The following is a 12117-nucleotide window of genomic DNA, read 5'->3' on the forward strand; positions in this document are numbered from 1 at the left end:
ATGTGTTCAATACGACCAGTTCGTCCTGTAAACATAAGTAATACCGGCATTTTCCAGCTCCACCCGCCGTTAAGGCTTTAATTTTTTATTTACAGGATTTATATTATGTCTCAAGTTACTGGTGTTGTTAAGTGGTTCAACTCTGACAAAGGTTTCGGATTCATTGAGCAAGAATCTGGTCCAGATGTATTCGTACACTTCCGTGCGATCAACTCTGACGGTTTCAAAACTCTTGATGAAGGCCAAAAAGTGTCTTTCACTGTGACTCAAGGTCAAAAAGGTCCACAAGCTGAAAACGTAACTATCATTGGTTAATTTTCAGTGCTGTTAGCCTAGAGCTGATAGCAATGGATTAAAGGGCTATGGTTAATTCCGTGGCTCTTTTTATTTGTGCGAAAATAAGATTTCATTTAGTTTAGATTGTTGAATCCAGTATAAGTATAAGCGACCAGATCTACTTAACATGTCGCATTAATTTAATGCTTAAATCTGAAGTTAATCCTCTAATCTTTCTCTGTTAGAATCCAATTCTGATATCTCCAAGATTTTCAATAAAACCATTTGATACACCTCCTTATTTTTACCCCTGTAACATTCAATTCCATTATATGTTAACTCTTAACGCTTGCTCTTATCGAGTTTATTTTTTGCGTAATCTTATATTCAATGTCGAACGCGAATGTGTCTAATCATTCATTTGTTGTAAATCAGTGACTTCAGATATTGCCGAATATGATTGGTGCACTTGCACTTGCATTTCTTGTTCTTAGTCATCCTGCATATACTAAGCTGTATCTAAGGCTGAAAGCCTTGTAGTAAAGAGTTGAGACTAGCAAAGCATTTAGTGCTTGATATTAAAGAACACTAGCTTATTTATGATGTAGTTTGCAGCCGACCAAAAACGAATATTGCTATTCAGATGCCTTGCATTTCGTACATTTAAGCATTTTCGACGGAAGCTTTAGGTTGCTAATTCAACTTAATTATCGGCTACTTTATCGCGGAATAATGCTCTCCCTCGACTAGTTTTCCTAACTTATAAAGGAGGGGTCTACAGTTAGCACTAAATGGATTAAGAGCCCTTTCTACTGGCGGGTATTGGCCTGATATTTTGTTAGCATGTTTATTGCTTCTAATGTGACGTTAGTGACAACGCAAGAATACTTAAAGTTGAGAACTATATACCGAGGATCTTTTGATGGGTTATGTTATTCAAGGGACTACGATTAAGCCGAAAAATGGATAGAGCTAAATTTAAATATTGTGGAGTATTACAGTATAAATAGAAAAGCCATGCAATTGCATGGCTTTTCTGGTTTAGCTTAAGTGATTATGGACGCGCCATATCCGACTCTGCACCATTAGCGAGTTTGATTTTGGCTGTAGACTCTTCGTTCGCAGTATTCTCATACTCTCGTCCTTTAGGGACTGCCACTTGTTCTCTCACTTCAATGACAGGCTTGGTCATATCTGAAGACACCATAGAGCCAAAGCGGCTGGCGGCTTTCGGCTTGCTGACAACAACGGCATCCGTGATTTGCGGTGTTGTTGGAGCCGTTTGTATTGTGGCTTGAGGCTTAGCGATAGCAGCCGGTCTGGCCATTGGCGCAGAGGCTGTTGCTTTCACGGCTTCTTTTACTTCAACGCTCGGTGCAACACTTGGCTCGACAAGTGTTTCGGTTTTAGCTGCTTCAGCTTTGGGTACTGCTACTGATTTAGTCACTGAGCTTTCAACTGATGGGACTGTAACGACTACGGCTTCAGCAGTAACGCTGGTCACCTGAGTTTCAACGATTGACGCAAGGTCAACTTTTACGTCAGCAGCCTTTGGCTCTTCCGCTTTCGTTTCAGTGGTTTTAGTCACAACAGGTTTAGTTTCAACTTGCTGAGTTTCAACTGCTGCAACGTCATTTGCTTGAGGCTCAACTTTTGCATCTACTTTAACAACAGCAGGAGCTTCAACAGCTGGAGTTGCACTTGTTTCAGCTATTTCGACGTCAGCAGTTTTAACGGCCGGTTCAGTTACCGCTGTTGTTTGAGTTGCAACAACAGGAGTTTCCACTCGAACACTGACGATTTCGCTTGGGTACTCTTGGTCAGCACCTAATTCGTCATTAGGAACGAATTGCGCTGGCGTTGATGTACCTTGGTCATCTTCGTCGCGACGACGACGTTGACCCGCTGCACGAAGGTGGCGAGGGCTACGACGGCTACGACGTTGACCATCTCTTTGCTCGCGTTTTGATTGATCATCAGCATTCGCATTTTCGTTGTCAGCATCAACTTCGCTATCTTGCGATACAGCATCCGCTGCTACAGTATGAGCTGCTGTGTCAACCAAGGTGTTTTCAGCTACGTTAACAGCATCAACCGCAGGTGTTTCTACTACAGTAGAAATTACAGTTGTCTCTTCTAGCACAATATTTTCTTGCGCTTCTTGAGCAGGAGCAGCTTCCTTACGAGGCTGGCGACGTGTTCTTGGCGCTTTAGTTTCTACTGGCGTTTGTGCAATGACTTCAGCTTTGGTATTAACACTGATAGTACTTGCCGCTGCGGCGTTAAGGGCTGCAATTTCCGCTAACACTTCTGCGGCATCTTCAGGTGCAATTGGGATCGCATTATCTGGCGTATTATGGCCATTATCGATACGCACCTTACGACGCATGTTACGGCGCTGACGACGCTCACGGGCGACTTCTTGCTTAGGGGCATCATCTGCTTCAATGTCGGCAACAACATCTTTTGGCGCTTGTACGCGTGGCTTTGGTTCAGCTTTAGCTGGACGTTTAGCCGCTTCTTCTTTTTCGCGTACTGGACGTTCTTGTGTGCTGACTACTGCATCAGCCGGTTTTTTTGGATTGCGGCTACGCGGCTCACGAGTGCCTTCTTTTGCTTTGTCGGCATCTTGGGCATTGCGTGGGCGGCGAGTGTCATTACGACGGTTACGGCGATTTGCGTTAGCCGCACTGGTATCCGTTGCTTTAGTTTCAACAACTTTTACGGGTTCAGCTTTTTCACTTGGCGCAAACATGGCACTGATTGCACTCACAAGCTTGCTGAAGAAGCCTGGTTGTGGCGCTTCAACTTTCACCGTTGGTGATGGGGCTTGTTCTACTTTTTGTGGCGCTGCAAAACCTTTTAATGCCGGGATAGGCGCCGCAGTACGTTCCAGTTTGCGTGGCTCATACAATTTGGCTTCAGGATGCTCTATACGCTTATAGCTTGATTCACTGATTTCATCATCACTACGGTGACGGATCACGCGGTAATCAGGCGTCATCATGTGTGCGTCAGGTATCACATACACTTCGACATCGTGACGCTGTTCTGTGATGCGAATGGCTTTGCGTTTCTCGTTTAACAAGAAAGCTGCAACATCCACAGGCACAATCGCTTCGATTTGTGAGGTGTTTTCTTTGATGGCTTCTTCTTCCATCAAACGTAAAATTGACAGTGCTAAAGACTCGGTACTGCGAATCGTTCCTTGGCCATGACAGCGAGGGCAGATATGCGCTGCAGATTCTTCTAAAGAGGGGCGCAGACGTTGACGCGACATTTCCATCAAACCGAAACGAGAAATGCGACCTAACTGCACGCGAGCGCGGTCGTGGTGCACAGCATCACGTAAACGGTTTTCAACTTCACGCTGATGACGTACTGGCGTCATATCGATAAAGTCGATAACCACTAAGCCACCTAAGTCGCGGAGACGCAATTGACGGGCAATTTCATCGGCGGCTTCGAGGTTAGTGTTAAGTGCTGTTTCTTCAATATCGCCGCCTTTAGTGGCACGGGCAGAGTTGATATCGATTGAGGTTAAGGCTTCAGTTGGGTCGATAACAATCGAACCGCCAGATGGCAGACGTACTTCGCGTTGGAAGGCGGATTCAATTTGTGATTCGATTTGGAAGTGAGTGAATAATGGCACTTCAGCTTCGTACAGTTTTACGCGCTCAACGAAATCAGGGCGAACTAAGGCGATATGTTGCTTCGCTTCTTCAAAAATACGTGGATGATCGATGAGGATTTCGCCCACGTCACGGCGTAAATAGTCACGAATAGCGCGAACTATCACATTGCTTTCTTGGTGAATTAAGAAAGGTGCGCCTTTAACTTGTGAAGCTTCGGTGATCGCCGCCCAGTGGTGTTGTAGAACTTTTAAGTCCCACTTTAACTCGGCAGATTCTTTGCCTACACCCGCAGTACGCACGATAAGACCCATGCCAGCAGGCACTTCTAAGTCAGCCATCGCTTCTTTTAGCTCAGTGCGTTCATCACCTTCGATACGACGAGAAATCCCGCCAGCACGTGGGTTGTTTGGCATTAATACTAAGTAAGAGCCTGCAAGGCTGATGAAGGTCGTTAAGGCTGCACCTTTATTGCCGCGTTCTTCTTTGTCAATTTGGACAATAACTTCCTGTCCTTCACTGACCACTTCTTTGATGTTTGGGCGACCTTGGAACGAATATCCCTTCGGGAAATATTCTCTAGCGATTTCTTTCAGTGGCAAAAAGCCGTGACGATCGGCACCGTAGTCGACGAAAGCGGCTTCTAAAGACGGTTCTACGCGGGTAATTTTACCTTTGTAAATGTTTGATTTTTTTTGCTCATGACCTGGACTTTCAATATCTAGATCATACAGTTGTTGCCCATCAACAAGGGCAACACGCAACTCTTCTGATTGAGTTGCATTGATTAACATACGTTTCATGATGACGTCATTCTTCTTTAAATAGAGGTCATCAAACATCGCGCTTCGCTGCATTACGGGCCTAGCAGTAGGTCAACTGAGCCTCACGGCTGGTGGCTAGGCAAGAGGTGCGCATTACTGTTAGACGCAGTCGCTGCGTGTCGCATCCTATTTATGGCTTATTTTTTAATGATTACAAAAACAAGGAATTCGTTGTAAAACATCAACCAACCCCATAAATTCTTTAGTTTCGTTCCGGTAATGCCCAAGTCGAATCGGTTTGTCTGACGACAAGTTAAAATATCCTTCGAAATCGGGGAGGAAAACCTAGGGTAAACCTTATTAAAGTAAGGTGACTTTCTCGATTTAATCGTAAAAAACGCATTTGTGGTATTTTTACTCTGTATACGATTTGCAAATCAATGATTTGCTATCAAGAAAATCTTTTTTTATCCGTTAAATTTTCCGCTTGGGATCAGGGCGTTGTGAACACTTTATTCACGGCTTATCCCTAATCGCTGGTGAAATATAGCAATAATCAAAAAATTCAGCAATGGAAAGGCACAATTCTTCTCAGTTGTTGTACAATGGCGACCGTTATAATTAGATGGCGCATCATGAATATAGAATCCACCCCACAACAGGTTCAGTTGATCACGATTGATGAAGATCACTTCGAACAGCGTATCGATAACTACTTAATGACCAAGCTGAAGGGCGTGCCGAAAAGCATGATCTATCGCATTGTCCGCAAGGGCGAGGTTCGAGTGAATAAGAAACGCATCAAACCCGAGTACAAGTTGCAGATTGGCGACATAGTACGTATTCCGCCAGTCCGCGTGGCAGAGCCGGATAACCGTACCGCACCATCGGCGAACTTAAGTAAAGTCTCGCAACTCGAAGATCGTATTTTGCATGAAGACAATCATTTGATCGTGCTGAATAAACCTGCTGGCATTGCCGTGCATGGTGGTAGTGGAGTCGATTACGGTGTGATTGAAGCATTGCGTTCACTGCGTCCTCAACAAAAGTTTTTAGAGCTAGTACATCGTCTCGATAAAGATACTTCGGGCGTGTTGTTGGTGGCGAAAAAACGTAGCGCGCTTAAACATCTGCATGATCAGCTTCGATATAAAAAGATGCAGAAAGACTATTTGGCCTTAGTTAAAGGGGAATGGTCTGCTCAAGATAAAGCCGTTAAACAGCCTTTATTGAAAATCACTCTTAAATCCGGTGAGCGCATTGTGCGTGTTAATGCGGAGGGTAAACCTTCAGAAACGCGCTTTAAAATTATGCAGCGTTACCAAGGTTGTACTTTAGTGAAGGCAAGCCCTGTCACTGGACGTACTCATCAAATTCGGGTGCATTGCCAATTTGCTGGCCATCCTATCGCCTGTGATGATAAGTACAGCGAGCAAGGGTTTGACGATAGCATGCGTGCATTAGGTTTAACTCGACTCTTTTTACATGCTGCTGAATTGATGTTCATTCATCCAGAAAATGATGAAGTGATGCGGGTTTCAGCGCCTTTAGATGAAAATTTGTCGCAATTACTCGATAAGTTAAAGCGTGCGTAATCGACGGGGATAGGTTTCAAGGATGAAGATAAAGCAATACGATTTAGTGATTTTCGATTGGGATGGCACTCTGATGGATTCCATCGGTAAAATTATCACTTGTATTGAAAATATGGCTAAGGCATTGCAGTTACCTATCCCAACTGAAAGTGACATTCGCGATATTATTGGTCTTTCTATGACAGAAGCGCTGCGAGTCCTATTTCCACACGGGCTCAATCTCAGCGCTTCTTCTGCCAATTCTCAGCATCAGCAGCATCCTAAAAATGCATTTAGCCAAGGCGAAGATGATCAATATCAGCAGATGCGCGCTGAGTTTAAAGTACAATATTTGCATTTAGACACCACGCCAACGCCCTTGTTTGTACAAACTCCTGCATTAATCGATGACTTGTATAGCCAAGGCTATAAGTTAGCCGTCGCAACTGGTAAAGCCCGTGCGGGACTTGATCGCGTCTTTGAGCAAACAGGCTTAGGTCGATACTTTGTTGCGTCACGCTGCGCCGATGAAGTGCACAGCAAACCCCACCCTGAAATGATCTCAAGCTTGCTGAAAGAATTGAATATAGCACCGAACAGAGCCTTAATGGTGGGTGATTCTCTGCTGGATTTAACCATGGCGGCCAATGCTGGGATTGATAGCGTTGGCGTGACCTATGGCGCTCACAGTGCCGAAAAGTTGCTGCGGGCAAAACCTATCGCCTTGATAGATTCACCAAAGCAATTACTGCAATACCTCTAACACTGCTATTTAATGCTGGAGCGGCAATACATGCCGCTGCGCATGAGACTTCCTTATCACTTTTATTTACGTCTCATCTTCTCGTCGATGAAACGACTCAGTAGCTCGGTATTTTTGATGCGCGTCATTGATTCAATAAACTGAGCAAATAGAGCAAAGCCTTGGTAAACGTTTAAGCGAGAACGTCTACACCTTGGGCTAACAGCATTTCCGTCAGTAATATCAGTGGTAAGCCAACTAAGGTATTGGGATCGCGACCTTCGAGCGCTGTAAATAACGCGATACCTAAACCTTCGCTCTTAAAACTCCCTGCGCAATAATAAGGCTCTTCCTTTTCTATGTAGGCCACAATCTGCGAATGGCTAAGGTGCCTAAAATGAACCGTAAAGGGTTCAACCTCAGCGGCCATAGCGCCAGTTTTGGCATTATAGAGTGCAAGACCAGTATAAAAGGTGATGGCCTTGCCTGAGGCTTGAGTGAGCTGCGCGACGGCATTATTAAAATGATGGGGTTTACCGATAATCTTGCCATTAATGACGGCAACTTGATCGGAACCAATAATCAGACCATCGGGGAATTGTTCTGCCCCCGCGACGGCTTTTGCTTTGGCTAATCGCAGCACTAAAGCATGGGCCGATTCTTCGAGATACGCCGTTTCGTCAATATTAGGATTGCAGCATTCGAAGGGTAACCCGAGTTTTTGCAGTAAAGATTGTCGATATATAGACGTCGAAGCTAAGATTAATGGGGTTGGCATAATGAGATATCCGCAAAAGAGTGACTCATATTGTGACCAATCAATGCGGGAGAGTGCAAGAGTTTCGTCTTTTACGGTTTCTTTTCAATGAATGCGACTATTTTAGTCGGCTTGCGCTTGTATGCGGCTTCATGCTTGGGTACTATTTCGCTTCCGTCAATTTCAATGTTGGGGCAAGGGAAAGGCTTAAGTCGCAAACTGGGACTTAAGTTAGTATTTTTTCTTTGACTCTAGCGTTTTCAAACTATAATATGCGCGCCTTATGCAAACAGTAAAGATACCGGTTTCAATTGATCCATTTCGCGCCGCCTCGAGTCGCCTAGTTTATCAGGGCGTTGTTCCTGGTGTGCAACTGAAAAGATTAACTGAGTTATGTGCCGGCGACTGTTCCGATGTGGCAGTGTCGCTTGAATGTGGCGTAGATTTACAGGGGATAGTCTACCTGAAAGGGAAGGCTGTGACGGAGCTCACTCTGATATGTCAACGTTGCATGACACTATTTACCACTGAGGTTACGGTCGAGTTTTGTTTTGGTCCATGTCGGACTAAAGCAGAAATCGATGAGCTCCCGGATGCGTATGACCCAATTGAGTGCAATGAAATTGGCGAAGTGCGTCTACATCAATTGATCGAAGATGAATTGATAGTCGCTATGCCGATAATCCCAATGCATCAAGAAATTGATTGCAGTGCGGGATCTAAAGACATGGTTGTAGGCGAGATAGAACCCGCTCAAGAGGAGCGTCCAAATCCGTTTGCAGTGTTAGAAAAACTGAAGAGCAAGTAATCGAGGAGACAGGCCAATGGCTGTACAACAGAACAAAAAATCACGTTCAAAGCGCGGAATGCGCCGTTCACATGACGCACTGAGCACTGCTCAGCTGTCTGTAGACGCTACCAGCGGTGAAATCCATATGCGTCACAATGTGACTGCAGATGGCTTCTATCGCGGTAAAAAGGTAATCAACAAGTAATTTGTTGGTTTCCTAATGACGAATCTGACGCTTGCGTTAGATGCAATGGGTGGTGATCATGGCCCCCACGTCACGGTGCCTGCAGCCTTGCGGGCACTACAATTACATTCTTTTCTTAAAATCATTTTAGTCGGTGACAAGACTGAAATTGATGTCTATCTACGTCAAGCCGAAGTGAGTTTACTTTCGCGCATAGAAATCATTCATACCGATGAAGTCGTTAGTATGTCCGATAGGCCTGTGCATGCCTTGCGTACACGTAAAAACAGTTCCATGCGATTGGCTATTGAGTTAGTGCGCGACGACCGCGCACAAGCGTGTGTGAGTGCCGGTAACACAGGGGCGCTGATGGCAATGGCGAAAGTATTGCTGAAGACCTTGCCTGGTGTTGATCGACCCGCATTAGTCAGTTGTTTACCTGCGGTGACTCAAAAACCGGTTTATTTGTTGGATTTGGGCGCGAATATTTCCTGTGACTCGGAAACCTTATTTCAATTTGCTGTGATGGGCTCAGTCCTGTGCGAAGCGGTAGATAAGAAATCTCGGCCAAAAGTCGCCTTGCTCAATGTGGGCGTTGAAGAAATTAAAGGTAATGACCAAGTTCAGCAAGCCGCGCAGTTGCTGCAACACACAGAACAAATCAATTACACAGGTTTTATCGAAGGGGATGAAATCTATTCCGGTAATGTGGATGTGATTGTTTGTGATGGGTTTGTGGGTAACATCACGCTCAAGACCTCTGAAGGTATTGCCAAGTTATTAGTACATCAGTTAAAACGGGGACTAACCCAAGGTTTATTCGTTCGTTTTCTGGCTAAACTTATCGCCCCTCGTATCCAGGCGGTCCTTAGTCAGATGAACCCCGACCACTATAACGGTGCAAGTCTGATAGGATTGCGCGGAATAGTTGTAAAAAGCCATGGAAACGCGGATGAAACTGCCTATTTACAAGCAATTAGTTTGGCAGTAACGGAAGCTCAACGTCGACTCCCTGAAATGATAAAAGATCGTTTGGAGTCGATTCTTTTAGATATCAATCACTGATACCGCGACAAACAAAGATTTATCGCGACATTCGCTAGTATAAAACCTTTAAAATCCTCGTTATGCGTCAAATCACTGCGACAAACTAAGACATTCAAACTCGACATAAGACAAGCAAAACTTGTACAAATTTGTGTGCAAATTTACACTATGTACACCGATAGCCGCTCAGGCTAAAAAAATTTGTACACAAAGAGGGTTTATGGCGCTGTCAGATTCATGGCTAAAAGCTAACTCCGGCAAGGAGATCGACAAGGCTTATGAGAAGGCCGATCGTGATGGCTTAAGTGTGAGAGTGTCACCCAAAGGCAAACTTACATTTCAATTGCGCTATCGATATATTGGCAAAGCATCACGACTTGATCTCGGATCTTACCCTGCGACTTCATTAAAGTCCGCCAGGACGGAATGCTTACGTTTAAAAGGTGAGCTAGAGAAAGGTTATAATCCTAAATTAGTTAAAATTAACGATCGGATTGAAATTGAAAATGCACCAACGATCAGCGACTTGTTCTATCGTTGGCATAGTACGAAAAAAATCATAAATGAAAAGTGCCACAAGCAGGTATTACGTAGCTTTGAAATTCACTTATTACCTAGAATTGGCATGATGTTAGTGCAGGACACTAAATTACATACATGGCTTACTGTGCTTGATAACATCGCGAAGGGAACGCCAGCAGTGGCCGCAAGTATATTGGCCAATGCCAAAAAAATGCTTGGCTGGGGCGTTAGAATGCGGCTAATCAGCGATAACACTTTATCTGACATTGGTGCGAGAGAAGATCTTCATATCGTTAAGCGAGTTGGCAAGCGTTCGCTGAGTAATGATGAAATCGTCTTGCTTTGGGATGCGCTTAGACGCTCAAGAGTTGCACCTAAAAACAAAGTCTTTATAAAGCTCCACCTGTTCTTCGCTTGTCGCACAGGTGAACTACGGCTAGCTGAAAAGTCACATTTTGATTTTGATAAAATGGTCTGGACTGTTCCGGCTGAAAACCATAAAACTGGTTATAGTGGCAACCAAATTGTCAGGCCTATCGTGCCTGAAATTGTGCCTCTACTGAAAGAGGCTTTTCTATTAAGCTCAGGTAAATTTTTATTTGGGTCGGCAGATTCTTTCAGCGAAAAGCCTGATAGTGAAGCCAAGCCGTTAGCGTCGACATCGCATTTATCTATAGTGAACGTCATCAATAATTGGATAAATAAGCATCATGAATGCGGCATCACGCATTGGTCTATCCATGATTTACGTAAAACCGCGCGTACTAACTTTTCAGATTTGACAGATGAAAGGACTGCAGAGGTGATGCTCGGGCATAAGTTGCCAGGCATTCAAGGCGTGTATGACCACAATTTATATTTAAAAACCCAAGCGGCAGCATATACCGCTTGGCATCATAGATTGTGCGACATTATTGGAAGTGAGTTGTAACGATATACAGAACGATAGGGGGGGGGATGTTAAGCGGCTTGGCTGTTATTTGTTTGGTGGTTTGCTGCTTGAGTCTCCCACGCTTCTACATCATCGATGGCCCACAAGTTTTGACTGCCTGCTGCTAGCATCCGTGGTTTTGGAAATGGATGTTGTGGTTTTTGCATCCAGCGGTAAATGGTGCGGCTAGTGCATCTAAACCGCTCGGTGATGTCTTTTGTACACCAGTAACCTTTAATCATCATGCACCTGCCTTATTTAATATGCATTCGTCTAGTGCCATTAGGTCGGTTTTCATCCCCATCCTATCTAATCGAGCAATCACTGCTTGCTCACGGCCATGGACAGTTGATAGATCAAACTCATGGCGTTTGCTAAGGGTTGCCACTTGTTGCTCAAGCTCGGTAATTCTGGCTTTAAGCTCGGCGTTCTCAGCGATAGCTAGGTTAAGTCTGTCATTCATCTTCATGCTGCACCTGCCTTGGCTTATGCCATACTTCCCATGTTTTAGCCTGAAACATACCAGCAAAAGTCTTGAACGTACCAAGTATAATCAGCTTCCAAAATGCCATGATAATATGAACCAAGAAGACGAAAGCATTTAAAGAAATAACCGCGAAAATAGTGGGCAATGTCATTAACACCATTAACGTTCTTCTAATGCCGTTATGTTTGATTGTGCCAATATATCTAGGCCTTAAACTTTTTTTATCTTCAGTGAACTCAAACATTAATTACCACCTTGTTCAAAACATCTTTTATATCTATTCCTGTACTTTTCATCGCTAAGCTTTGATAAAAAGCTCGATTCTATTAAAGGCCAATCAGCAGAACTGTTAAAAATTGCCGCTTGCCTTTTATCGCATGACCACCCTGTATTGCTATCAGTTTCACCTTC

The 12117-nt window shown here is 44.3% G+C and carries 12 protein-coding genes; 7 read left to right on the top strand and 5 right to left on the bottom strand.

Going from position 1 to position 12117, the window contains the following annotated elements; all coding sequences use genetic code 11:
* Positions 1-105 precede the first annotated feature (105 nt).
* Positions 106-315, top strand: a complete 210-nt coding sequence (locus L5M11_RS13045; protein ID WP_011789734.1) for a cold-shock protein — start codon at positions 106-108, stop codon at positions 313-315.
* 1015 nt (positions 316-1330) lie between these two features.
* Here L5M11_RS13045 and rne read toward each other — a convergent pair.
* Positions 1331-4765, bottom strand: a complete 3435-nt coding sequence (gene rne, locus L5M11_RS13050) for a ribonuclease E (RefSeq protein WP_263192344.1) — start codon at positions 4763-4765, stop codon at positions 1331-1333.
* A 542-nt stretch (positions 4766-5307) separates the two neighbouring features.
* Here rne and rluC point away from each other — a divergent pair.
* Positions 5308-6267: a 23S rRNA pseudouridine(955/2504/2580) synthase RluC gene (rluC, locus tag L5M11_RS13055; protein ID WP_105252860.1), complete on the top strand. Its 960-nt coding sequence runs from the start codon at positions 5308-5310 to the stop codon at positions 6265-6267.
* A 22-nt stretch (positions 6268-6289) separates the two neighbouring features.
* Positions 6290-7009: an HAD family hydrolase gene (locus tag L5M11_RS13060; protein ID WP_263186157.1), complete on the top strand. Its 720-nt coding sequence runs from the start codon at positions 6290-6292 to the stop codon at positions 7007-7009.
* A gap of 172 nt (positions 7010-7181) precedes the next feature.
* Here the strand turns inward: L5M11_RS13060 and L5M11_RS13065 are convergent, their stop codons facing one another.
* Positions 7182-7766, bottom strand: coding sequence for a Maf family protein (locus tag L5M11_RS13065; protein ID WP_263186158.1), 585 nt, complete (start codon positions 7764-7766; stop codon positions 7182-7184).
* 262 nt (positions 7767-8028) lie between these two features.
* On the opposite strand from L5M11_RS13065, the gene yceD reads away from it, so the two are divergent.
* The 4 genes from yceD to L5M11_RS13085 all read left to right on the top strand — a co-directional run bounded on the left by yceD (position 8029) and on the right by L5M11_RS13085 (position 11219).
* Positions 8029-8553: a 23S rRNA accumulation protein YceD gene (gene yceD / locus L5M11_RS13070; protein WP_028760371.1), complete on the top strand. Its 525-nt coding sequence runs from the start codon at positions 8029-8031 to the stop codon at positions 8551-8553.
* A gap of 16 nt (positions 8554-8569) precedes the next feature.
* Positions 8570-8740, top strand: coding sequence for a 50S ribosomal protein L32 (gene rpmF / locus L5M11_RS13075; RefSeq protein ID WP_006081226.1), 171 nt, complete (start codon positions 8570-8572; stop codon positions 8738-8740).
* 15 nt (positions 8741-8755) lie between these two features.
* Positions 8756-9784 carry a phosphate acyltransferase PlsX gene (gene plsX, locus L5M11_RS13080; protein WP_263186159.1) on the top strand — a complete coding sequence of 343 codons (1029 nt, stop codon included), beginning with the start codon at positions 8756-8758 and terminating at the stop codon, positions 9782-9784.
* A 121-nt stretch (positions 9785-9905) separates the two neighbouring features.
* Positions 9906-11219, top strand: coding sequence for a tyrosine-type recombinase/integrase (locus L5M11_RS13085; RefSeq protein WP_263192345.1), 1314 nt, complete (start codon positions 9906-9908; stop codon positions 11217-11219).
* Positions 11220-11248: 29 nt separating this feature from the next.
* Here L5M11_RS13085 and L5M11_RS13090 read toward each other — a convergent pair whose 3' ends face one another.
* The 3 genes from L5M11_RS13090 to L5M11_RS13100 are packed head-to-tail and all read right to left on the bottom strand — an operon-like array spanning position 11249 to position 11950.
* Positions 11249-11464: a helix-turn-helix transcriptional regulator gene (locus L5M11_RS13090; protein ID WP_115334968.1), complete on the bottom strand. Its 216-nt coding sequence runs from the start codon at positions 11462-11464 to the stop codon at positions 11249-11251.
* Complete coding sequence (locus L5M11_RS13095; protein ID WP_263192347.1) at positions 11461-11682, bottom strand: hypothetical protein; 222 nt, start codon at positions 11680-11682, stop codon at positions 11461-11463. The genes L5M11_RS13090 and L5M11_RS13095 overlap by 4 nt, the downstream gene beginning before the upstream one ends.
* Positions 11675-11950 carry a hypothetical protein gene (locus tag L5M11_RS13100; RefSeq protein ID WP_263192350.1) on the bottom strand — a complete coding sequence of 92 codons (276 nt, stop codon included), beginning with the start codon at positions 11948-11950 and terminating at the stop codon, positions 11675-11677. The genes L5M11_RS13095 and L5M11_RS13100 overlap by 8 nt, the downstream gene beginning before the upstream one ends.
* Positions 11951-12117: the final 167 nt, after the last annotated feature.

Source organism: Shewanella sp. SM87, from assembly GCF_025653705.1.
In the GTDB taxonomy this organism is placed as follows: domain Bacteria; phylum Pseudomonadota; class Gammaproteobacteria; order Enterobacterales; family Shewanellaceae; genus Shewanella; species Shewanella oncorhynchi.